At 37.3% G+C, this 24699-nt stretch carries 24 protein-coding genes; 17 read left to right on the top strand and 7 right to left on the bottom strand.

What is annotated here, in order from left to right:
- The gene (locus tag AAFN64_RS13545; RefSeq protein WP_347760813.1) at positions 1–720 is read right to left on the bottom strand and encodes a DUF4198 domain-containing protein; all 720 of its coding nucleotides are present in this window, start codon (positions 718–720) and stop codon (positions 1–3) included.
- Positions 721–862: 142 nt separating this feature from the next.
- Complete coding sequence (locus AAFN64_RS13540; protein ID WP_347760812.1) at positions 863–3238, bottom strand: TonB-dependent receptor; 2376 nt, start codon at positions 3236–3238, stop codon at positions 863–865.
- A 508-nt stretch (positions 3239–3746) separates the two neighbouring features.
- On the opposite strand from AAFN64_RS13540, the gene AAFN64_RS13535 reads away from it, so the two are divergent.
- The 4 genes from AAFN64_RS13535 to AAFN64_RS13520 all read left to right on the top strand — a co-directional run bounded on the left by AAFN64_RS13535 (position 3747) and on the right by AAFN64_RS13520 (position 7052).
- A complete protein-coding gene (locus AAFN64_RS13535) occupies positions 3747–4169 on the top strand; it encodes a MarR family transcriptional regulator (RefSeq protein ID WP_347760811.1) in 423 nt (140 codons plus the stop codon).
- Between the two features lie 46 nt (positions 4170–4215).
- Positions 4216–5112 carry an alpha/beta hydrolase gene (locus AAFN64_RS13530; RefSeq protein WP_300489519.1) on the top strand — a complete coding sequence of 299 codons (897 nt, stop codon included), beginning with the start codon at positions 4216–4218 and terminating at the stop codon, positions 5110–5112.
- A 109-nt stretch (positions 5113–5221) separates the two neighbouring features.
- Complete coding sequence (locus AAFN64_RS13525) at positions 5222–5602, top strand: hypothetical protein (protein ID WP_300489516.1); 381 nt, start codon at positions 5222–5224, stop codon at positions 5600–5602.
- Between the two features lie 34 nt (positions 5603–5636).
- Positions 5637–7052 (top strand): PLP-dependent aminotransferase family protein, encoded by a 1416-nt coding sequence (locus AAFN64_RS13520; RefSeq protein WP_300489513.1) that lies wholly within the window; start codon positions 5637–5639, stop codon positions 7050–7052.
- A 10-nt stretch (positions 7053–7062) separates the two neighbouring features.
- Here the strand turns inward: AAFN64_RS13520 and AAFN64_RS13515 are convergent, their stop codons facing one another.
- The 5 genes from AAFN64_RS13515 to AAFN64_RS13495 form a co-directional block, all read right to left on the bottom strand.
- The gene (locus tag AAFN64_RS13515) at positions 7063–7413 is read right to left on the bottom strand and encodes a DUF2200 domain-containing protein (protein WP_347760971.1); all 351 of its coding nucleotides are present in this window, start codon (positions 7411–7413) and stop codon (positions 7063–7065) included.
- Positions 7414–7451: 38 nt separating this feature from the next.
- Positions 7452–7817 (bottom strand): hypothetical protein, encoded by a 366-nt coding sequence (locus AAFN64_RS13510; protein WP_347760810.1) that lies wholly within the window; start codon positions 7815–7817, stop codon positions 7452–7454.
- A 452-nt stretch (positions 7818–8269) separates the two neighbouring features.
- On the bottom strand, positions 8270–8485 hold the full coding sequence (locus tag AAFN64_RS13505) for a hypothetical protein (protein ID WP_347760809.1): 216 nt from the start codon (positions 8483–8485) through the stop codon (positions 8270–8272).
- 136 nt (positions 8486–8621) lie between these two features.
- On the bottom strand, positions 8622–9779 hold the full coding sequence (locus AAFN64_RS13500) for an NAD(P)/FAD-dependent oxidoreductase (protein ID WP_347760807.1): 1158 nt from the start codon (positions 9777–9779) through the stop codon (positions 8622–8624).
- A gap of 26 nt (positions 9780–9805) precedes the next feature.
- A complete protein-coding gene (locus AAFN64_RS13495; RefSeq protein ID WP_347760806.1) occupies positions 9806–10561 on the bottom strand; it encodes an AraC family transcriptional regulator in 756 nt (251 codons plus the stop codon).
- Positions 10562–10757: 196 nt separating this feature from the next.
- Here AAFN64_RS13495 and AAFN64_RS13490 point away from each other — a divergent pair, with 196 nt between their 5' ends.
- The 13 genes from AAFN64_RS13490 (at position 10758) to AAFN64_RS13430 (ending at position 24359) form a co-directional block, all read left to right on the top strand.
- Positions 10758–10943, top strand: a complete 186-nt coding sequence (locus AAFN64_RS13490) for a hypothetical protein (protein ID WP_347760805.1) — start codon at positions 10758–10760, stop codon at positions 10941–10943.
- Positions 10888–11529, top strand: a complete 642-nt coding sequence (locus AAFN64_RS13485; RefSeq protein ID WP_347760803.1) for a hypothetical protein — start codon at positions 10888–10890, stop codon at positions 11527–11529. Before AAFN64_RS13490 ends, AAFN64_RS13485 begins: the two co-directional genes overlap by 56 nt.
- Before the next feature lie 10 nt (positions 11530–11539).
- Positions 11540–11707, top strand: a complete 168-nt coding sequence (locus AAFN64_RS13480; protein ID WP_300489492.1) for a bacteriocin — start codon at positions 11540–11542, stop codon at positions 11705–11707.
- Between the two features lie 323 nt (positions 11708–12030).
- Complete coding sequence (locus AAFN64_RS13475) at positions 12031–13020, top strand: phosphatase PAP2 family protein (RefSeq protein WP_300489489.1); 990 nt, start codon at positions 12031–12033, stop codon at positions 13018–13020.
- Positions 13020–13790, top strand: a complete 771-nt coding sequence (locus AAFN64_RS13470) for a phosphatase PAP2 family protein (protein ID WP_347760800.1) — start codon at positions 13020–13022, stop codon at positions 13788–13790. The genes AAFN64_RS13475 and AAFN64_RS13470 overlap by 1 nt, the downstream gene beginning before the upstream one ends.
- Before the next feature lie 136 nt (positions 13791–13926).
- Positions 13927–14730: a hypothetical protein gene (locus AAFN64_RS13465; protein WP_347760798.1), complete on the top strand. Its 804-nt coding sequence runs from the start codon at positions 13927–13929 to the stop codon at positions 14728–14730.
- Positions 14731–15060: 330 nt separating this feature from the next.
- Positions 15061–15540 (top strand): hypothetical protein, encoded by a 480-nt coding sequence (locus AAFN64_RS13460; protein ID WP_347760797.1) that lies wholly within the window; start codon positions 15061–15063, stop codon positions 15538–15540.
- 1 nt (position 15541) lies between these two features.
- On the top strand, positions 15542–17074 hold the full coding sequence (locus tag AAFN64_RS13455) for a hypothetical protein (protein WP_347760795.1): 1533 nt from the start codon (positions 15542–15544) through the stop codon (positions 17072–17074).
- A 36-nt stretch (positions 17075–17110) separates the two neighbouring features.
- Positions 17111–17548, top strand: a complete 438-nt coding sequence (locus tag AAFN64_RS13450) for a hypothetical protein (protein WP_347760794.1) — start codon at positions 17111–17113, stop codon at positions 17546–17548.
- Positions 17549–17650: 102 nt separating this feature from the next.
- Entirely contained in the window at positions 17651–18673 is a 1023-nt protein-coding gene (locus AAFN64_RS13445) for a DUF2268 domain-containing putative Zn-dependent protease (RefSeq protein WP_347760793.1), read from the top strand.
- Positions 18674–19279: 606 nt separating this feature from the next.
- Entirely contained in the window at positions 19280–20743 is a 1464-nt protein-coding gene (locus tag AAFN64_RS13440) for an ATP-binding protein (RefSeq protein ID WP_347760791.1), read from the top strand.
- A 138-nt stretch (positions 20744–20881) separates the two neighbouring features.
- Positions 20882–24118 (top strand): peptidoglycan-binding domain-containing protein, encoded by a 3237-nt coding sequence (locus AAFN64_RS13435; protein ID WP_347760789.1) that lies wholly within the window; start codon positions 20882–20884, stop codon positions 24116–24118.
- Between the two features lie 10 nt (positions 24119–24128).
- Entirely contained in the window at positions 24129–24359 is a 231-nt protein-coding gene (locus AAFN64_RS13430; RefSeq protein WP_347760788.1) for a hypothetical protein, read from the top strand.
- The last annotated feature ends 340 nt before the right edge of the window (positions 24360–24699 follow it).

The raw sequence follows: 24699 nt of genomic DNA, 5'->3' as shown, positions 1-24699 counted from the left end.
TTAGTTTGGTAAGGTATAAACAGCACTATGCCAGATAAACTGATACTCTTTGCCTTCATAATTTCCGGGTGTTTCTTCTTTTTGAGTAGCTTCCACCACATATTGCGTTTTATACGGCGTTTTAAACGTTAACGTTCCGTTTTTGTCGGTTTTGATTTTTCGGGACCATTGATCCGGGATAAACAAATCGATTTCCTTTTCGGCAAACGGTTCGTTTTTATAGGTGATTTTTAGTGTTACTTCCCCTGCTTTTTTAGAAATGTCGGCTATCGATAAACCCGATGGATTTTGAGAAACACTATCCGTAAAACCATTTCCTACGGTTGTTTTGGCCGTAGCATGGTAATGGGTTTTAAAAATTCCGAAATTGTATTTGGTAAAATCAATAACCTCGATTTTATCGTTATCCAGAATAAAAGTATAGGTTCCGTTTGTTTTTGGCGTAAAGGAAGCCTTGTAAAAAAGATCGGAAGGTGTTACGTCCAGTTTTGTTTTGTCACCGTTTGGTGCGATTGCCCAAAGCGTGAAACGTTTCATTTTATTAAAAGTATCACTGCCTACTTTTTCGCGAACATCATGTCCGTATTCGCCAAAATAAACCCGCACTTCCTGTGGCGTATTGATTTTTCCTTTTGCGGTGGTTTCGATCCACATAAAATGGGCAAAGCTTTTGGTAGCACCCAGAATAAAAAGTGTAAAAATTAAAAACAGATTTCTCATAACATACGAGTTTAACGGTTAAAATAGAAAGGAGCCGACTCAAAGGAGTAGCTCTTTTTATGGGAAACCTGCCAAATCAGAAATCTGGCAGGTTATAGGATATGGCATTTTAAAAACACCCTGTATAACTAACTAAAAACAATTAGAATTTATAGGTCAATCCAGCCGTAATCGAACGCAATGTTTGTGGACTAACGGTTGACCATCCTGAATAATATTTTTCATTCGAAATATTATTCATTTTCAAAATGATATTGAATCGGTCGGCAGTATAGGATAAAGCCGTGTTAATTACCGTATAGCTCGGAAGAACAAAAGTTCCGATGTCCGCACGGTTTAATGTTTTTTGATCACTGGCATAATTTCCACCAAAACCAAAACCAAATCCTTTAATGCTACCTTCGGTAAACGTATAATTAGCCCAAAGGTTTACCATTGTTTCCGGACCGGCACTTTCGGGGCGCAATCCTAAATATCCTGATGTTTCAAGGTCTTTTGTTACTTCGGCATTGTTGGTGCTAAAACCGGCAATAATGTTTAATCCTTCTACCGGATTGGCCACTACGCTCACTTCAAGACCTTTACTTTTAATTTCGCCTCCCTGTGTATAGGTTGCCGGACCATTACCTACATTCATTACGATATTGCTCACCGTAATGTTGTAATAACTAACCGTAGCACTTAGTTTATTGTTGAAAAAGCTGGATTTAACACCAAACTCATATTGGTTTGCTTTTTCCGGATCGAAAGTACGGTAGCCTTCGCGCTCATTGGTTACCGAGTTGGTGATAGCTTGAGGTAATACGTTTTTAAATCCGTTCATATAATTGGCAAAAACGGATAATTTGTCCTGAATCGGTTGGTATAATAAACCGAATTTTGGTGAAAAAGCGGTTTGTCCTTTCTTTTCGTCTCCGACTTCCCCTATAAAATGATCCACACGCAAACTTCCCATAGCCGATAATGCAGGTGTAATATTGATCACATCCGAAATATAAGCGGCATAGGTTTCGGTTTCGGCATTCGATCGTGTAAAGTCGGTAGTTGCTAATGCGGTATCAGCAGCCAATTGTGTCAGGTTTCCGGTGTCTTGGCTATTGGATAAGGTTACCACACCCAAAGCGGCCCATCCGGCACCGTTGTCTTTTTGAATACCATTATAATAATCCAAACCTACGACCATACGGTTGCGTAAACCGGCAATTTTAAAATCGCCAATAAAGTTTTGCTGGATATCGGTACTATTGGTTTGTGCGTTTGCTTTGGTAATATAGCGGGTAAACGAATCGTCTGTTCCGCTGCTGTATAAATAGGAATAATAACCGTCAGATTTGGCTGTACTTCTGGAAATAGCCGTTTGTGAAGTCCATGAATCCGATAGTTTATATAGCATTTGCGCTTGTAAACTAAAGCTTGGATTGCTAATGGATAGTGCGTTTGACGTAAATGAATTTTTATAATTTTTGTCAAACAGTTTAATGTCGGTAAACGGAAGTGGTGAATTTCTATTTAGAAACAACATCGGTGCATACGATCCTTCCGAATTTAAAAATTCTGTATTGATCATAAATGTTAAACGATCCGAGGCTTTATAGGTTAGCGATGGTGCGATAAAAAACGATTTACTATAACCGGAATCCTGGAAAGTGTCTCCGTTTTGGTAAGCGGCATTAACACGTAAAAAGACATCGTTGTTTTTACCCAGTGGGGTATTTACATCGGCGGTTACACGGTTAAGTCCGTAGGTTCCGGCCTGATAGGACAATTCGCCTCCAAAGGTTTCATATGGTTTTTTGGTTACGACGTTGATCAAACCACCATAGGAAATCAGGCTGCTTCCGTATAACGTCCCGGATGGTCCTTTGATCACTTCAATGCTTTCGATATTTGAAAAATCAATTTTACCATTGTTGATATACGGTAAACCGTTTAACATGGTTGGTTGTACCGAAAAACCACGCATGGAAAAATATTCGGCACCGTCGCCACCACGTCCGGTCGATTCCCATAAACGGGTGATACCGGTTGCGTTTTTTAGCGCATCGTTAAAGTTGGTCACAACCTGTTCTTTTAATAATTCTGCCGGAATGGATACATAAACCTGCGGGTTTTCGATATCTTTTAACGGCATTTTCGATACGGTTGTACTGCTTCGTTTCGTGAATTTGTTTGTTTTTTTCTCGTTGATCACAACATCGTCCAATTCGTTTACGGCTTCTTTTAGAATGATGTTGGGTAGTGAGGTTTGTGCTGCGTTTAGGGTAACTTTTGTTTCGGTTCTTTTATAACCTACCATGGTTACGCGTAGGGTATAGGTTCCGTAATTCAGATTGGAAATGGTGTACTGACCTTCGTAATTGGTCGACGTTCCGATGGAGGTTTTCAGTACGCTTATACTGGCATTTGGAAGTGCTACTCCGGATTCATTTTGAACAACCCCTTTTATAGTTCCTTTGTTTTGGGCAAATGTTACTAGAGAAAATAGACTCCATAATAACACTAGGATTTGTCTGTTCATCTGACTATTTATTTAGATTCATTAAATTTTATTGCAAAATTAAAAGGCAAGCTCGGAATAGGCAAATTAATTTAGAATAAATAAATTATAATGTGTAAGTTGTTGTTTGTTAATTATTTGTGTTTTTTGTTGCGTGAATTTGCGTAAAAAATTATAAGATTTTTTTTCTAAAAATTGTAGTGTGAATTTTTGAAGTTGTGACGACAGTCTTCTTTTTTGTCGAGTGATGTTACTTTATTGGATTTATTAGGGTAGGAAAAAACTTTAAAAATAATTTGTTTTATAGGGTAGTTGTCTTTATATCACTTATTTGTGAAATAATTTTAAACTTTCAGTTTTGATATGAGTGCTAAAAAATAGCAGCATTATAAATGATAATTCCCTTATTTTTTTAGGGTGTTTACTTTATTTTCGGATATCAATCGGGATCGTAATAAATAAAATTGTAATTCATAAAAAAAATATACATTTGTAAAAAATAAATACTTGACAACTCAAATATATTTCAATGATAAATGAAGATTTGAATTTCTTACTTAACATGGCTAAAGTGCAATCGATAGTATCCCGAAAATTCGATTCGCTGAGTGTTCATGGTATCGGGTTTAGCGATTTTATGATACTCTATGTGCTATATAATGCACCCGGACAACGGATGCGCCGAATTGACCTGGCCGAAAGAATCGGATTAACGGCTTCCGGTGTAACCCGTTTGCTTGCTCCGCTGGAAAAAATCGGACTGGTGGGACGGGAAGTCAACGAACGGGATGCGCGGGTGAGTTATGTCGTGATTACCGAAAATGGTGAAAAGCTATTCGAAGAAGCAAAAGTAACCGCCGAACAAATTGCCAATACTTTACTACCGGCTAAAAAAGGAAAATCCATACAATTGATGGCGGAGTTGCTGGCCGAACTGGGAGGGAATCTGTAATCGGGTTTTAGCTAAAAAATAAAATGATAGAAAAGTTTATACTAATATGCATACAATTTCAATACATAATGTCGAATTGTGTTACACCGTTTTAGGTGAAAATAATCCGGAAAGTATCGTGTTGATTCCTGGTCTGGGTAGTCAGTTAATTCGTTGGGACGAGGCTTTTTGCCAGTTATTGGTTCAAAAGGGGTTTCAGGTAATCCGTTTGGATAACCGGGATTCGGGCGCTTCCGTTTATAAACCCGATTCTAAAAATGATTATGACGGTGATCTTGAAAAAGCGTTTGAAAAAGTGAAAAGGGAAGGGCCTCCGTATTCGTTAAACGATATGGCAGCCGATGTGATTGCCTTATTGGATCATCTGAAAATCGATAAAGCACATATAGCAGGACGCTCGATGGGCGGCATTATCGGGCAATTACTGGGAGCCAATTATCCGGAAAGAGTACGGTCGTTAACCATCATTATGTCAACATCTTTAAATCCGAATTTGCCACCGGTCGCACCGGATGTTATGGCTATGATGACAAAACCGGCGGTCGATGCATCCGTAGATCGCGAAGCCTATATTACGCATGCACTGACTTTTGCAAAGCGTATTGCAGGAACTGCTTTTCCATTGGATGAAGAACAGGAACGCAAGATGATTGAAACCGAATTAAAACGTTCCAAACCCGGGAATAGTGTTTTAAGGCAATTGCTGGCCATGGGTTCCTGGAGTTATCAGGAAGCGATTTTAAACAAAATAATGGTACCCACACAAATTATTCACGGTACGGAAGATCCGATTTTTCATCCGGAATGCGCAAGGGATTTAGTCCGTTCTATTCCGGATGCCAAACTTGAGTTGATAGAAGGAATGGGACATGCCATTCCACCGGAATGCTATACTGTTGTGACTGAATTAATTGTCGCGAATACTAAACGCCAAAAGCAATAGTCGTCTAAAACAAACGGCTGCAGACTATCTGTGTCTATAAAAATAAGTTTTTCTGTATCTGTAACTATTGGTAGTGCCTTTATAGCTTTGTCTTAGTAAATCAAATGTTATGAACCGTATCGTTACCGACAAAGCAGCGTGGAGTATAGCGGAAGTATATGCCACGGATATAAGACAATTAAAAGATTCCTTTAATGAATGGAACGGCCGGCCACAGGATACGTCGGTTGGAACGTCGTTCGGAATTCCGTTTTTACAACTGAAAAATAATACCAAGCCAATTGCTTTTGCTAGTCTGATCGTAAATGAAAATGGAGAAATAGGATATAAAATATATCAGAAATCTTCCGAAAATCCGAAAATACAAACAGAATGGGAACAGCAGGTTGCCATGGAATTTCTGGAAAAAAGAGTTGCTTTTAAAGATGCCGCTTCGTTACAATCGGGCATTTTATGCCTTTTAAACTGGCTGGATTATAGCTGTAATTAAAGAGTTTAACAATACATTTGTGAAAAGTAGTCCGATGAAAACAGAAGCGTTGTACCAAAAAATAGCCAGAACCATAGCCGAACAGATTCAAAGTGAAACCTTACAACAAGGTGATAAATTACCGTCGATCCGAAGTGCGCAAAAGCTGTATAATGTAAGTATTAATACGGTTAAACTGGCCTATCTGGAGTTGGAAAGTCATTCATTGATCGAACCAAGACCCAAATCGGGCTACTTTGTGAGTCAGACGTCACAGCGAAAACTGGCATTACCGAGTGTCACCCGAATTAAAGCTACGGAAAAGAAAGAAACCGCTCAGGATTTAGTCGACAAAGTTTTCGGAACGATAGCCAATGAAGACGTAACACAGTTTGCTCTGGGTATTCCGGGAAAGAATTTCCTTCCGCTGGCAAAACTAAACAAGGCGATTATCAAAGCGGTAAAAGATCGGGACGATAGCGCGACATCCTACGAACCCGTTCAGGGAAGCGAACATTTGCGTCGGGAAATTGCAAAATGGGCATTGGTATTGGAAGGCAAAATTACCGAAGAGGATCTGGTGATTACTTCCGGTGCGATCAACGCGATTTATAATGGTCTGATGGCTGTTACCAAACCGGGCGATGCTGTGGCGATCGAAACGCCGGCTTATTTTGGAGTGCTTCGGGCGATTCAGCTTTTGGGGTTACGGGCGATCGAAGTACCAACACATCCGGTTTTGGGTGTCGATCTCGATGCGCTAAAAGAAATCCTGCCACAGGTAGCCGCCTGTTGTTTTGTGACCAATTTTAATAATCCGATGGGATTCCAGATGCCGGATGAAAATAAAAAAGAACTGGTTCGATTGATCACTCACTATAATGTACCGTTGATTGAGGATGATATCTATGGCAATCTCTTTTTCGGAGCGGAACGTCCCAAGCCGTGTAAATACTACGACGAAGCCGGATTGGTAATGTGGTGCGGTTCGGTTTCCAAAACAATGGCACCGGGTTATCGGGTCGGATGGGTAGCACCGGGACAGTTTAAAGATAAAATTATCCGCCAGAAAATCGGACAAACGGTTTGTTCTCCTTCATTGTTTCCGGATGTTATCGCGCATTTTTTGGAACACGGACGATATGATCATCATTTAAGAACCTTCCGACAAAAATTGTATGCCAATTATCTGCAGATTCAGCGTGCGGTTGAAACGTATTTTCCGGATAATACCAAAATTTCGCAGCCAAAAGGCGGTTTTATGCTTTGGTTGGAACTGGACAAGCGGATTTGTACGGAAGATTTGTACGAGCAGGCTTTAAAGCAAAAAATGAATTTTGCACCGGGAAGAATGTTTTCGCAATACAATCAGTATAACAATTGTATGCGCCTCAATTATGCGATGGAATGGACCGATCGCGTTGAAAACGATTTAAAAAAACTGGGCACTATGGTTAAAAACAGTATTTAATAGCGGTGTCTTAGTTTCGTAAAATTTTCTCCATTGCTTTTCCTTTGGCGAGCTCGTCAATTAGTTTGTCGAGATAACGAACTTTCTGCATAAGCGGATCTTCAATAGTTTCGACCCGGTAACCACAGATCACGCCGGTAATTTTGGAAACATTCGGATTTAAAAGCGGTGCTCGTGCAAAGAAGGTTTCAAAATCGGTTTTGTTGTCGAGAAGCTGTTGTAAACTTTGCGGATCATATCCGGTAAGCCAGAATATAATTGTATCGACTTCGTCTTTTGTACGACCTTTTTTCTCCGCTTTCTGGATATAATGCGGATAAACACTCGCAAATGCCATTTTGTATACTCTTGAATTATCCATTGGAGTAATTTTTTTATTGCGTTTGTAAATATCGGACTTCATCGGGACAATTCTTTAAAAAAACTTTCGAAACCTTTATATAATTTTTGAGATAAAGTAAGATTGTTTTTGTCATTTTCCGAATTGTTAAAGCGACCGAAGATGTCGCTATCAAATTTTGAAACAATCAGAATTTCATTCACGGGTATGATTATACCTAGTTTTTCATCAATTTCCTTTTTTCGATTACTCTTGATATACTCTTTAATAACGTCGGTATATATTGTTGTAATATCGATTCTTAAATTATCTTTATTCCGATAGCCACTAAAGTTTGGGATTATCCGAATATGACTTTCTCCTAAAGGTTCTGAAATTTTAGTTACATATCCGATATAAACTTTATTGCTTTTTGTAGTGATCATTAAAAGTTTATTTTCGTCTTTTTTCTCCGTAATTGAAAACCAAAATATTCGATCCAATTGATTTCCCCATTTTTGAATGGTATAATCAAAAGCATATTTTCGATGAAAAATAATATTTAGAAATTTTCCTAAAGGATAGGACGCCAGAAAAATTAAGATGAAATGTTTTAATCCGAATACAATATTGTTTTTTCCAAGGACATTATCGATGAATTCACTGGTATTCTTTCTGTATTGTGGAAATGATTGAAGCGAAGCGAAAGAATAATAGTTCTGTAAAATGATATAATCAAATAAAAATGCAGTAATTGTTAGAATAACACTGACTATTAGTGAATTAAAAATTAAACGTTGTTTGTCAACTCTAATATTATAGTATTTTGTTAAATTAAAGGTACAAAGGAATATATATCCTGCAATTAAGGGTAAAATGATTAAATCGAGACGTGGCATTAATCAGAATGTGAAAAGTATTTTTTATTGACACTTTTATAATTTTTCACAGATTTATCCAATTTATCTAATAAGGCTAAAGCTTCTGCATCATCATTAAATAAATCCTCGCTTTTCATATAAAAAGCACCGGAAGAAGTTACTGTAACTTTTTCAATGTCAGAGTTTTTTTTTCTTTTAATCCATTCTGATACGATATTTTTGAAAATGCTCATATGCCTTGAATTTTAATTTACGTAAATATAAGGTATTAAAAAGTTTTATGCAATAAATTATTCAATAGGTTCACGCAATAAAAGCTGAACAAACCGGCTAAAGTCCAAATTTGTCCTGCTTTTACTTTTCCAAATATTAATGACTATTAAATAATTCCAACATAGTGGTTAATGCTTTATCAGAATGCATATGTTCACCGTTTTCAAGGGATTCCTGAGCGGCTTTGGCGGCTCTTTTCCGCATATTGGTTTCATAGGCGGCTATCGCTTCCTGTATGCTGTCGTATTCATTTGAAGTCAGGCATTCGCTTAATTCCAGCGCATCGAGCATCGCCATATTGGCACCTTCACCGGCAAATGGCGGCATGACATGAGCCGCATCGCCAAGAAGCGTCAGATTGGATTGCGCTTCCCAGGTCTGATCCAAAGGCATACAATAAATAGGACGCGGGATAACCGTAGCAGGACTTTCAAACAATTCGTTCCATTTGGAGTCCCATTCGATATATTCCGTTTGAAACCATTCCTGTAATTGTGCCGTATCGGAATAATCCAAACCATTGGTGGTCGCCCAGTTTTCCGGAACTTTAAGACTGGCGTAAAAGGTTAATTCACCATTGCCTTTCATCCCCATTAGCAGGCATTTTTCTTTTCCAAAAGCCATGATTTTGCCATCATTTAGTAAAGTATGTATAGTCGGAACCGCTTTTTCGGCATTTGGAATCGTAAATTCCACCATGGTAATACCGGAGTAAAAAGCCTTGATATCCGTAAGGTACGGACGTATTTTCGAATTGGCACCATCACCGGCAACAACAAGATCGGCATAGGCAGTCGCACCATTGTTAAAATACAATAGCCAGCCTTCGTGTTGTTTTTCCATTCGGATAAAATGACGATCCCAGATCACGGTTCCCGGTTGTAACGAATCCAAAAGCATGTTGCGTAGCGGACCGCGGTCGATCTCCGGTCGGAAATGGGCATGGCCAAAGTTTTCTTCCGGTTTGGCATCGTGATCACTATAGGCGATTTCGGCCTTTTCGTTCATGATCAGTTTTTTGTCGGCTCCGGGGCGGAAATTCTGTTTAAAGGCCTCGAATAAACCGGCTTTGTATACGGCTGCAAGACCCGATCCTTCGTGTAAGTCTAAAGGAGAACCCTGTAAACGGGCTTCCTGATTATAATCGCGTTCGTATACGGTGACGTTTGCGCCCTGAAGTTGTAACAGTCGGGCTAATGTTAGTCCTCCGGGACCACCGCCTATGATGGCGATTTGTTTATGTGCTAGTTTCATATCCTACATTTAATGTGGATACAAAGCTATCGCTGTTTTAAAACGGATAATAGTATAAATCGGTCGTTTTGATTTTTGGACAGTTCACTTGGAACAACACCCGAAAATTTTTTGATTTCCTTTATAAAATGATTCTGATCGGTAAAGTTTAATTCCGGGAATAACTTGCCTTGGGCGATATGTTCCAAAGAGGCTCTGAAGCGTAAAATGGTACAAAAGGCTTTTAGCGACAGTCCGAATTGCTGGTTAAAATAACGATTAATCTGCCGACTGTTCCATGCGGTTTTTTCCGAAAGTTCCGCGACACTCATTTCGCCTTTGGAAGTATAGATTAGCTCAAAAAGCTGGCGTTTTCGGTCGTCTGTTTTTGAAGGTAAATGCGCGGTTAATTGCTGAGTCGCTTTTTTATGAAAAGTTTCAAAATCGAGTAAGTCATCGGTGTCGAAATCCCAAAAACCATTCGGAAGATCTGTAGCGGTGTTCAGTAATGACGCTATGGATTGCTGTAGGATATATTCAACACCCAAAGGCTTAAAGCTAATTACAAAAGTACGGGTTTGCGGCGGAACGCTTCTTTGTTCGGGATAAGTCTCCAGTCCGAGGAGTAACGTCTGGATGGTTCCGGTTCCTGTTTGCGAAAAAAACAGATCAACCCGGCCATCGGGCATTACAACGACCTCTTTTTCCTGATCGGATGGATTGGAAAACATCCCGATGCTTTCGATATAATCGGTGAGAGCAGGCTCCGGTTCTCGGAATTGATACTGGAAATCCTTGTCCATGGCTTTTGTTCGGTGTTAGGATACAGGTTTAAAAGTAGCAAATTATCAATTATAATAAATCGCCCGAACAAAATTTGATCAAATGAAAATACGTCGATGAAAAAAAAATGACCTTGGAACGTTTCGTCTTGTACAAGGAGTAAGCTCCTTATTTTTAGTAGCATGATCTATTTTTGTAATAATAAAAAGGGAGGAAATGAAATTAGAAAAACTAAATAGGGTTGTACTTAGTGATTTGGAAATGAAAAGTATAGAAGGAGGCCGAATACCTTGGGGTAAACTGTATAAATGGGCAGAAAAAGCCGGTGTTTTTATAGCGCTTGCAGATGCTGCAGATCGGTTCGTTGAGGGGTGGAATGCAGTTGAATGTGATTGTAAATAAAAAAAGCACGCTATTTATTGCGATTTTTTGCATTCATATTTCCTTTATTGTCGTTATAGAATTGGCTATACGTTATTTTAATATTGATTGTGTTCAGTCAGATCGTCTTATGGCTTATTTGGAGTCGCCATTGGAATTACTGTTTGTAGTAACTGTTTTGGCTCCCATAGTAGAGGAAATCGCTTTTAGATATGCGTTAGTAAAAAGTAACTATTTTTATTTAGGACTCCTATTTGGAGTTATTTTTGCCTTTGTCGCGAATTTTAATTCGTATTTACTCGTTTTGATGATTCTGTTAAACGTTTTGGCTTTTATTGTATTTCGTTTTTCAAATAAGAAAATACTCCCTAAAATTTTTCTTGTAAGCTATGTTTTAATTTTTGGAATTTCACATAGTTCTAATTATACTGTAGCCTCACTCCAAGAACTTCCGGTATATGCATTGGTAATTCAGTTTTTTCCTCAAATGATACTGGGAACGGTATTAACCTATGTTCGGTTGTCTTCAAACATATTTTTAAATGTAATTATTTATCATGCATTATATAATCTGGTTTTTGTTGGGTTAGCACTAATGCAGCTTTAAAAAAATAGAAATGGAAAATTTTAAGGAGTTGTCGATACAGGAGTTAAAAACAATTAGAGGAGGGGATTGGATTCGGGATTTTGGAAGCAGTTGCCATAAGTTATGGTGCATGTGTAAAGATGGTTTGGGCTATTTAAATGAAGTTGGTAAGGGAGGAAAAATGCATTCCGCAGGGTAAAGAGAGTTTGGTAGAATGGGCTAGTTTGCTTGAATGGTGCTAAAATAGTATTTGATGATAGATTTTTTTAGAACACTTTCATATTACGAAAGTTAGCCGGATACGAAATAAAAGTAAGAGGTTTGATACTGCTTTAAGATGTTCGAATAGTTATAACGCAATAAATTTTTTAAAATAGTAATGAAAACTTAACACTAATTTAAAATAATAGTATAAAATATGTTTTTGTAATAAAATTTAACATTTTTATGAATTTTTATTTTGTAGTAAAATTTTGGCATGAATTTTATTACTATACTTTTGGCACACTTTTACAAACAGCAATGAATAGGTTCATCCCTTTACTTTTATTTTTCTCCGGATGCGTTTTTTCGCAATCGGATTCGTTATCAATACTTAACAAACGTTTTGAAAACCGAAAAACGCAAACATATACCATTGATGCAAATACCGAAAGAATTTACTATCAACCCAAATGGCACGAACCGGTAACCAATCTGTGGCACGATTTTAAAGATACCAACAGGGATTTTATTGCCGATGATCACGCTTGGTATTTAGGTGGCGCTTTGGCGGCTACGGCAGTTATGGTTCCATTTGATCAGGATATTATCGATGAATCCCGAAGATTTGCAGATCAATTGGGATTGTCGCCCGATAATAAATACGGGAGTTTGGGACCGCTGAGTAATATTCCTCAGAATACCGGTGCGGCATTTTATCTGGTGGGTAACGGAACTACGGTATTGTTGCTGTCGGCTGGTTTTATGACGCATGCGCTTTTTACAAATGATTACCGGGCCTATGCCACTGCTTCGGGTATGCTCGAAAGTATGGCACTTTCGGGATTTTATATTCAGGTACTCAAACGAACTACCGGAAGGGAAAGCCCTTTTATCGCTCGTGAAAACGGTAATCCGGGTGGCGATTGGAATCCGTTTCCTTCTTTTACAGCATATGGTGAAAATACGCCTACTTACGACGCCTTTCCATCCGGTCACCTTGCTACTATCATGTCGGCATTTACGGTGATTACCACAAATTATCCGGAAGTGAAATGGCTTAAACCGGTTGGTTATTCGGCCATTGGACTTTTGAGTTTCCAAATGGTTCAAAGTGAAGTACACTGGATATCCGACTATCCTTTGGCTTTGATCATCGGATATTTTAGCGGTAAAAATATTGCCCGAAACCGTTTTGTTGACCGCAAAAAAAACGGACAGGCCAACCTTCAAAAAAAATACGACCTCCGCGTTACCGGAAACTACCACCGCTATGGCTTTCAAACCCTAGGCCTTAAAATGACATTCTAATGACAAAAATCCACCATTTACTGTGCTGTTTTGTAGCAGTACTATGCCTTCCTGTTTCGGGCTTTTCGGAAACAGTATCCGATACTTTGGTAAAATCCAAAATGTTGATCAAGTCCGATACCCTGGTAAAACAGGACTGTTTTTCGTACAAAAAGCTTATCATTCCGTCGGCACTTATTATAGGTGGTACCTTGCTTCGGCATTCTGCAGTTAACAACAATGTAAAAGAGTTTAGAGATCGAAATTTCGGATCGTTTCAAACCTCATTCGACGATTATTTTCAATACAGTTCGGTTGCATTGATGTTTGGTGGGAATTATATGGGATTCAAATCAGAGCATAGCAATGCCCGTATGCTTTCGAATCTGTTGGTTTCGAAATTACTGTTAACCGCGATTACCTTACCACTAAAGAATAATATTGGCGATTTACGACCGGATAACTCGGCGTGTAATGCTTTTCCATCCGGTCATACGGCAGCCGCTTTTACCTGTGCAACCTTACATTTTTTAGAATATAGAAATAGTAATATATGGTTTGCCAGCACTGGATTTATGATTGCAACAACTACCGGAGCACTACGGGTAATGAACAACCGCCATTGGGTGAGCGATATCACCGCCGGTGCCGGAATTGGGATGACTACGGCTATTTTAACCTATTATTTTAATCCGCTAACGTTTGAGGTAAAAAAGGATAACAGAGTGTGTTTTAGTCCGACGTATATCGATAATAAAGCCGGATTGGCATTGAACTATAATTTTAAATAAATCGTTTTGCTATAGTTCAAAAAGAACAGGATAAAAAGAAGTTGCTTTTGAGAACGGTATTCCAGAATCACTACAGTTTTGCATCGTAGTATTGCTGCTGTAACGAATACACCTCAAATTTCAAACGCTTTTTATAATGCGCATACAAACAACCATAACAAAAACACTTTTCCTGTTTTTTGCAGTCAATATGGGATCGCTTCATACGATCCAGGCACAATTAAGTCCGCCCGGATTGGGGAAAACAAAAACTGCTTTTTGGTCGGCGGTTGGTGTAAAACGCAAGCTGGATTCCGTTGGAAAAAAAGAAAGCATGACCTATATCGGACTGGGACGAAAGAGTAATCCGGATCATTCCGGATTACTCGAAAATCAGGCAATTTTGGTTTTGAACCACGAAATCTATCGCAATTTTGCTCCGAATCAGCAGTATAGTTATGCGGTGAGTTATCGCCGACAGGATAATTACGAAACAAAAGCACCTTATCGTTTTGAAGACGTCGAACAGGAATTCCGAATATACGGACGTTATGTTTATACGTTGCATTTGAGTGATCAGTGGCAATGGAAAAACACCGCCCGTCAGGAATTTCGAAAGTTTTATACCGCCGATTTTAATAAAGCAGCTGAGAATTTTCAGTTCAGAAGCCGACTCAAAACACAGCTAGCCTATAATTTTCCTACCAAAACAAAACAGGCACTTACTTTAAGTGCTGAAGGTCTCTTTGCGGTCAGTCGTTATAATGGGGACGATAAAAAGTGGTCGAAATTTACGTATAAAGAAGCGCGATTGGGTTTGTATTATCTGTTACAGATTCCCAAAACACCGCTTACAGTGGATATTGGTTATGTGAATAATCTGATCAAAGGATATCGTGCCGCAAAATCCGGGGTGCATTACCTGGCGGTCGATCTTATCTGGACGATTCCGTATTCGTGACACTATCATTTTTGTAGACCACAAAAAAACGTTCACATTTTCCAAATGTTGTGTCAGCGATCCTTTTAGTACAAAAATCAGAAAGTTAAAATGTATTGTTAGGTAAGGTAATTTTCTTAGTTGTACGACTAATTTTTACCGTAAAATTTTAATTTACAATCGTATCGAAATACTATTGTAAAAGAGCCGTTTTTTTATATAGATTTGTTGTTTACAGTAAAAAAATAATCTTTTTAACAGCAATTAATGAAAAAAGTAAAGATAATTATCTGTTTTCTTATCGTTATTCTGATTACCGCGTATTTTGTTTTTATTAAAACAGATTTTTACATGCCGGAATCAAAACGAATTGCGAATGAAAAGGGATTAGCGGCATCAATTGTAAATGAAGTTGCAAAAATTGCGACTACTAAGGATACTCTGTTTTTGATTGTTTATAACCCTTTTCTTATTTGCGGAAGCGAAATACATTCGAGATCACCATTTAATGAGAAAATGGAGGCATTAAAATATGCGATCAAATCACAATATTACTTTGATCAAATGACAAGTTTTCCGCCCGTTTATAAAAACAACGACATAACAATTGTAACCGGAACAAGCTCAACGGGCTACGAAGGTTGTGGTTGTTTTAGATCGGCCATTGTAAATTTTGAGCATGAAAATATGAGTGAAAAGAATGTGTATGAAGTCCAGTACAATGCGATCGGTAAAGATAAAGTTGAAATTGCGATCACAAATTTTAATACTCGTGAAGAACTACAAGTAATGGACTTTGTTCTAAATGCGAACAATTGGATTTTGAAATAAGATGTCAAAAATACTATCGTGTATTATCGTAATGTTACTGTACCAGTTTTCTTTTGGTCAACAAACCCATACCGTTACCGAAGGACAATTGTACTGCATTGCTCCGGGAAAAGGAATAGTGATCCAAAAAGGAGCCGACTATTATCATTTACAAATTGAAGTCCGTTTTGAAGGAAAGCAACAAAAAATAAAATCGGTTGTAAGTCCTATAAAAAAAGAGGAAGCCGAGACACTATTCAAACAGGAAAATGCTATTTCATATGACAAAATAGACGGGAGTTATAATTTTAAAAAACTTCAGGAACTACAATTCACCTATACGGATGATGATACGGATAAGGAGCATTATGAGATTCGTAAACTATGCCAGTTCAATCCGAATTATTTTGCGATTTTTTCCGATAAGCATCAGAATGATAACGTATACACAAATATAGAAGAATTCCTGCCCTATATTTTTATTCAATTTGATCAAAAACGGATACTATATACGTATGATAACGAACCGTTATACCTGATTCCCGTTCAGAATAAAATACTTCTCTTTGGACTTTTCGATACGTATGTTCCCGAATTAAAAGTTGAAAAAAAGAGTTTGACCAACCGTGAAATTTATACGTTTTCAAATCATGCTTTTTATGACCTGAAAGAGGATTATTTTAAAATAGATACCTTATCCAATAAAAAGGTACAGTTGAAAAATTGTTATAACGAAACGCTAATCCGTAAAACCTATGATACTATTACTTTGGGTAAGATTATAATAGGGTATGCAGGAAAATCGATAGATATATATAATTTAACCTTTAAAAAACTAAACCAACACAAGGTTAAAGCGGTAAAGGTCAATCCGGGTTTCCTGCAGCTAATCGAAAAGAACAACCTTAAATCAATTGACTGGACCGGACAGGAGTTGAAAACAAAGGTTAGTTATATGGTTGATCATATTTATGAACCTATACCTAGAGAGTACTTTTATGAAATAGCATTAAGTAAAAAGAATACGGATTTTAGGCTTACAATGCGAAATCTGAACGATTTCGGTTTCGAAGATCAATATACAGTTTCTGACAGTATTGTTTTACAAAACACAACTGGAATTCAGGAAATCTATTTAAAAAATGCTATAAAGGATACGATAAAACATGGTGTGGATTTTGGACGTTATAGTGCGTTTAATAAAAAAGAAAGGATGAGTAAGCATGTTGCTTTTGACAATGTTATCGTTACTTTTTTAAGAAAAGACGGAACATTTGGAATGAATTATCTTCACTATTTTCTTAAACCGGAAGACAAAGCGGACTATTTTATTGACAACAATGCTTTTACGAATTATCAAAACCTACAATCGGTAGTGTACAAAGCACCTTTTTACAAAATAAAAAAGAATGATTTGTTTTTACTATTTCCTTTGCAAAAGCAATTTCGGTATAAAAATATAGGTGATTTTCAAGGGTATTTTGCCCGTTTTGAGCTCGGAAACGGACAAAAAGGCTGGTTGGATTTAAAAGGAAATGAATATAACGATGACTAAAAGCGAGCAAATAGATAACACTATAAAAGTAACGAGATGAAACTCTATATCCACAACAAAAAATCCGAACATCTTCCCTATGAAGAAATCAGGGAGGCATTTAAAGCCTTTCTTTTTACGCAAGATGAATACATCGGTATTGGGAATTGTCTGCGACAGACAGTTGAGAAGTATGCGGTAGTGCATATCCGGATGCTAAAAGAGTCCGGTACTTTTGTCTGGGATGTTCCGGAAAGCAAAATTCCGATTGAATATATGGATGCCATTTTATCGACGATAAAAAATATTATAAATATTCCAATGGGAATGGCGCCGTTTAGCAGTTATAATTTTAGTTATCAGATTATTGACGGTTCCTGGAGTCCAACCGATTCGAGCACCAAGACTTTTGAAATCGCTACTTTTATGGCGATTGCCGATATCATTGGATTTGATCATGAAAAGATACAGGTTTATAAAAGAAATAAATCATAAGCAAGACATTTGTTTCCCTGAAAAAAAAACAAAAAATAAGAATTGCAATACGATTTTGCCCCGTACGGCTCTTGTGTTGATTTTTGAAACCTATTTAATACTATGAAAAAAATTATTGTTTCCGTACTGATGACTTTGGCACTAACATCGTGCCTGCCAAAAAAGGATTCTGTTTCTATGAATAAAGAAGCCGAAGTCTATAGAAGATTGGAAAAAATTCCGGATAGCGTTAGAGTAGGGGAAATAACAATTCTGAATCTTTTTAAAAATCAGATTTTAGCACATAAAACAGCAATATACGACAGTTTGAGAATTGTTGAAAACGTGTATAAACCACATAAAGGTTTATGGGATGATTGCTATGGAGCAATATTTGGCGAAGAAAATGCATCAAAATTTAACACGCCCGAAGGAATGATCAAATGGAATAAAACCTTTTATAAAGAAAATAAAATCTTTATTGATCAACGTGTTTTGGAAATGCTACAAATAGATATGGAACAGGTGTTCAAAGAGCGTTTACTAAAATTTGAACAAATGGTTCCGTATGTGCCAAAAGCACGGATCAGCATTCTTTTTACACCCATTACAGGAATTGGTTTCGGAGGCTGTAATGCGGAGCAATTCGCCTTTGAATTAAATAATAATACGCTCGATGTACGGTATTCTTTAGAAAAGGGTTTGCCTCACGAATTGAATCATTTGGTTTATGAAAAATTCAGAGGGGATGATGTCGATAGTAATTCGGCTTTAAGTCAGACAATAGATGAAGGTTTTGCGTGCTATTTTACCTATGTTTTTTTCAACAAAAAAATTACCGAACACGAGGCTGTCGAAAATATGTCAAAAGCCGATTGGGATTGGTTTTTAAAACACGAAAAAGAAATTTTTACAAAAGTAGAGCCTTATTTTTCCGACAAATCGGGAGACAATCCGTTATTGCGGAACGACAAACTAAAATTGTTTCCGGAGGCACCCAAAACGCTAAATTATTGGTTGGGTTTTCGAATCATTTCAAAATATGTGGAAAAGCATGGTGAAAATTCCTGGCGCGATATTTATACTTTAAAAGCTACAGAAGTACTCGAAAAAAGCGGATACGAAAATTACATTCAAAAGTTATAATAGCGTTGGGAATCTAGATAGCTAACGTTTAAAAGTTTTTCGGATACTGTCATCCACTCATTTTGTGTATCCGATCCAGTTGCATTTGTTGATTAGATAATACTGGAATTAAAATCGGTAAAAAATACGATATAGTACTGTCGTTGCGAAATACTTCGATCGATGGCTCAATTTTACAACCGAATTTCATCCAACTGAAAAGCCATGTAACCTCTTCCCATTTGCTTTCCGATTCTATCAGGAAGGCATTTTTTTTTTAAGCAGACTGGTATAGTGTATTTGTAAGAGTCTGTCATAAACAGTGCTACAACTTCCATAAAGGGCGCTGTACTCATTTCTGTCTTTTTTGAACAACTGAGTCAAAATCCTTTCTACTGCAAAGACAGAATCCAAGAGCCTTATAAATAGTCAGATAACCTTACTTCTGATAATTTTGAGCCTAGAAAATATAAATTTTAAAACCTGTTTTAGAGAAATAAAACCAAGTTGAAAAAGACCATTCTCAAGGGATGTTTGCTTATTCAATAGTGTGTTGTATCAATGTCCTGTTATAGGTGTTGAATGGCATACGATGGCCTATTTCTTTAAAGAGTACAATCAAAAAATATGACCCATTCGACCCTTCCAACCGAAAGTATTCAGAAAAAATACGTAGAAAAAGAGGTACTCACGATTAAAAAAAGTGAGCGTGCTACGACAAAAATAAAGGCTGTAAGTCATGATTCTCTGAATAAAGAAATGGAATGGCTCGAAGCTTTAATAGCGATGCGTTGTCAGGAACTGTTTTTAAAAGGGAAAGCAACGTCCGAAGCCATTGAAAAAATCCCGGAGTTACCTGTAGTGGATCATGAATCTCCTTATGGCAGTATAATCAATACGTATAAACTTCAGGAGATGGATCGGGTTTTATTGATTTTAGGCGTTGCTTCGGCACATTATCCATCGTTATTCAAATCGTTTATCCAAATTGAAGAAACGAATAGTGCAATGGCAATAGAGGTTGGAGGCGAATATAACCGAGGCAGCCGGACTTTTAAACCGACTTTCCAAACCGCTCTTTTTTTACTCGCTGGTACTGATTTATCATTATGGTCTTATTATAATGCACAACTGATCGAAGGAAGTGTGGTCGTACAAAATGATATTATTTACAATCGTACGACAACCGATTTTATTCACGGACAGATTGAATTGGACATTGCGTATTCCGGTTATTTTTTATCGGGCAAAAAACCACGACTGGATCATGGTAGTTATTTCCCGGGAAGTTTATATGAGTCGGATCTGACCTTAGACGATATTGTTTTAGAACCGATGGTACGGGAACAAATAAAACCCATCGGACAATATATTAAAGCTTTGGAAAGTGGTTTTTTTAAAAACGGAAACCACCGTTTTAAATCCGGATTTATGGCCTTGTTTTATGGTCCGCCGGGAACCGGAAAAACAATGTTGGCCGGAATACTTGCGAATACATATGGTATTGATATGTACCATGTTGACCTTTCTCAGGTGGTGAGTAAATACATTGGAGAAACGGAAAAAAATCTGGAGGTACTTTTTAATCGGTTACAGGGTAAAAACTGTATGCTTTTCTTTGACGAAGCCGATTCTTTATTCGGAAAGCGTTCCGATGTAAACGATGCCCACGATCGGTATGCGAATCAGGAAGTATCGTATTTGCTGCAACGTATCGAAAAATTTGACGGGCTTACGATTTTGGCATCCAATTTTGAAAACAATATGGATGATGCTTTTAAACGACGTATCGATTTATCTATAAATGTAATACGACCAACAGAAGCAACCCGTGAAGCACTTTGGAAACAATACCTGCCTAAAAATGTCATGTTCGAAAGCGAACTGCTTTTAAAACACCTGTCTAAAGAATATTCCTATACCGGTTCCAATATTAAGAACATCATGAAAAATGTTGCCATAGCATTACATAGTATGGGAGATACAATTATTACGCATGAATTGATAAGCCCGTTTTTGGCCATCGAAAGCGAAAAATCTTTCGGGAAAAATCAAGCCCGGGTACACCCATTTATACGGAAAACAGAATAGAACCTACCAAAATCTTTTGTAACGATACAGTTATACACCAATTAGCAACTTATGACCAGAAAAAAAACATTTGCGCCCAGGACAAAAAAAGATGAGGAGCAATCAAGCACATATTCACAAGCGGGCAACAAAACAAAAGTGAAAATCACGGATCAGGATGCCGCGATACGATTAAAAGAAAATGAAGTTACCAAACTAACCTACGACGGGTTTAAAAACCAGGCATTTAGTAAAATTGAAAAAGGCATTTCCACTCTGGAATTTTCTGAAAGCGGATATGCCGTTTTGGAAGTGAACAAAGCATTACACTTATTGGGTTACAGTATATCCGAAAAACAAGTCTCTTTTTCTCAAAATACACAAAATGCGCTAATCGCTTTTCAGATAAGTCAACGAATTACGCCTAATGGCGTTTTTGATATGATCACTTTATTCAAAATGGATCAGGCACTGAATGCCCTTCAGGAAGGTGAAGATGGCGGTCTTACGATTCCGGAACGGGCACAAATGTTATATGAAGGATTTACCCATAGAACGTTTTATCTTCTTTGGGGTACCGATGAAGACAAAATTTTTAGTGCTTTAGAAAAACTTTCATCAGATGATCGAATACGACTTATTGCCTATTATGATAAAGAATATAGTTCCAAAAGAAAAAAAGGATTAGTAAAAGAATTATATGACGAACTAGGTGACAGAGATCTCTATAAAGCGATAAATCTATTGTATGCCGATTATGAAGAACCGCAGACCGAACAACCGCAGGAGCAACAACAATCGGAAAGTACGACTACAACCGAAATGGCTGATCTGGAACTTAAGACAATTGATTTAGCTCCGGTTATTGTTAATGCTTTGCACCCATGGATTAAATCGAAAACAAAATATACCATTGAAGGCTCAAAAATTGAGTTTGATTGTGTCTTCGATTACCCAACGGGATCATTTCGCTCGCTGGACGAAAAATTCGTATTGCCACGAGTAGTCCGCAAAGTACTGGTTCAAAAAAATAATAGGGTTTACGATCTTTTTGCGACGCCCTATTTTCGTACCGCCAATAGTACTTATCAAGATGGAAGGGTTATTAATAGCTTTTCGATAGGTGCCTACGATCCGGGAGTCTATACGTTTATGTTTATTATTGAAGATACGGAGAAAAAAGCATTCAGCGCCTATACCACAACGCATCAGGTTAAAACCCTTGCCGATGCGGCAACAGATGAGTTGTCTTCGAATGAAACGCAAAATTATAATGACTTCAGACAACAAGTAGCCTTTGTAGAGCAGAATTTATCGAAAAGTGCCGATAATGACCAGAAAACCGACCCTAATTTTTATATACAGGCGAAAAGTTTTACCGAGAATCCGGCTAGAATGGCAAGTGAAAGTGGAAGCTATGTTCCGCAATTATATTATTCCTTACAAGGAAAAATTAACACGAATGGCAACCACTATTTTTGGTTTGCAGAAATTACAACTCCAAAAGAAATGGCCAGTGGTGCCAGTGCATTGTTAGGTGTTAATTATAGTAATGATGCCGTTGTACATGGTTATAAAAGAGGAGAGTACTACGGTAAGGATGGTTGGAACATGAATTCGTCACAACCAGCCGCCACGTTTTTAGGAACGATGTCCGGTATTTTTGTAATTCATTGTATAGAATTAGACAAAAATAACAAACCAACCGAGCGCTATGCGTCCTACCGACAAGTGGTGTTACCAAGTCAGGATTATGAAGCACTTCAAAAGTTTAAAAAATATAAAGCAGCTATTGATACCAGCTTTAATGCGATTAAACCGGGAACTGAAGTAGAAGTAAATGCGATCGCTATAGAAACCAAAACAACTAAATCGCTAGCGCTTAATTTATTTTTAGGTAAAAGTAAAAACAATCCGGGAAATTATATTTTGGCCGACCTTACGCCGGGAGTAGAACATAAACGTACATACGAAGGAAAAAACATAAAAGAATTATTTGAAAGTTTTGATGATAAAAATACCTATCCGGATGGAATGCTGGCCTATGAAATCCCGGCAAACGATTTTGGCTATCCTACTTTAAAAGGGAATTTCACTACAGACGGGGCTTCGTTTTGGGAAACCGTTTCGTCGGGAGCCGGCTGGGCGTCTTTAGGATTGGCATTAGTAGGAATTGTAGCTTCTTTTACTCCGGCAGCACCAATTGCGCCTTTCTTGTTTGTGGCTTCCGGAGTAACTGGAACGACTTCCGGAGCAGCTAGTATTAAGGATAAAATGGAAAAAGGTACCCTTACCTCCGAAACTTTAGCCTTAGATACCATCATGATTGCGTCAAGCTTTTTGGCTATAGGAGGAGCCATGTCCCGAATCGTTTATAAAGGGCTACCAATTGTTAAAATCTCGGCAACGGGATTGCGTTATATTGTTATAACCGACTTTGCCTTAAACGGTACGGCGGGTCTTATGATTACAGTCGACGGTTTGGAAAGTATAAAAGCGATTAATGCCAATGATCAACTAACGACTGCCCAAAAAATTGATGAAACGGTTAAGATAATAGCGCAATTAACCTTAACTACGGGATTGTTGGTGTTGAGTAGTAAAAACTTAAAAGGAGCAGAAATAGAACAGCTTCCGGTTGAAAAAAAGAAAACGGCAAACCAACCGTACAATCCGGAACAACACGCTGAATTTATTGATACTCCTGAAAATTTACCAAAAGGAAATTCACCAAAAATTACTAATTTTAGAGAAAAATCTAAAGCTCCCGAAAAAAATATCGTAGCAGAAAGAGAAGCTTTTTGGAAAGAAATTAAAGAAAAGTATTTTCCGGAAAACGATTGGAGTAAAACGGATTTTGTTACGGAAGGAATAGATTTTGAGCAGTTTAAATTAAATCACCCTAATTTGTTTGAAGAAATGGCTTCTAAATATGGCTCAATGGATGTTGCAAGTAGGTTTCTTCCTGGATTGATAGAATCGGGAAGCACCACACCTGTTAAAGTTACATTTAATAAAGGAGATGAACTATTTAAAATTGTTCCAAAAGGAGGAAATATAGATGGACCTTCACCTTATTATTTAACGAAGTCAGAATTAGATTTTGTAAAACAAAATCCACAACAATTAGAGCAGGTTTTAGGACTTCCATTATCTAGTACAACAGGTGAATATGATGTTTTTAAAATGGTAGCAAAGCAAGACAATATTTCAGGATTTGAATCGATAATTGCTCAAACGAAACAATCTGCTAAATCAAATCCGAATGATTTTTATAAGACTACAGGAGGCAAAAAACAAACGCTAATTATTGATAATACGAACACAGACATTTGGGAAAAAATAAGTTCTCCAGTCGAAACAATATCACCTAAATCGCTGCCAAAAATTGATTAAAATAAAGAATATGAAAAAAATATTAGAAAAGAAAGAGTGGGAATATTATGTTTTTGAAGAAAACAATAATATCGAATTATCTATCCCTATCGCGAAACCAAATCCTGGATTTGATATTATATATACTCTGAATGAGTCTGAAAAAGAAAATTATTTAAATGTAGGTATTAAAGCCATTGAAGAAAGGATAGAAGATATGAAAATAAACTTTTCAAATTATAAAATGAATTCATGGAGATAATAATGTTTTATATGCGTTTTGTAATGAGTATCAGTACAAAACGCTACTAACTTAAAATTTGCATAGTAGAGAAACTAACCGACTAAGGTATAACGTCTACAAATGAAATAAAAACCACAACACAAAAAGTTGTGGTTTTTGTTTTTTTATAACTTTTGTTAGGTTTAAAACAGGAAAGTACATAAATGATAATATTACGGCTGTAATTTTAAGATACAAAATAGATTGTATTTAAAAACTTTGAGTATTTTTATGACATTCAAAATAGCGGTAAATACTTACAAACCGCAAGCGATGATTAAAGAGTCTAAATGAGCTTTAAGGAATAACTCTTTAAAAT

This window comes from Flavobacterium sp. CAU 1735 (assembly GCF_039888695.1).
In the GTDB taxonomy this organism is placed as follows: Bacteria; Bacteroidota; Bacteroidia; order Flavobacteriales; family Flavobacteriaceae; genus Flavobacterium.
This window is presented reverse-complemented; position numbering and strand designations above follow the sequence as displayed.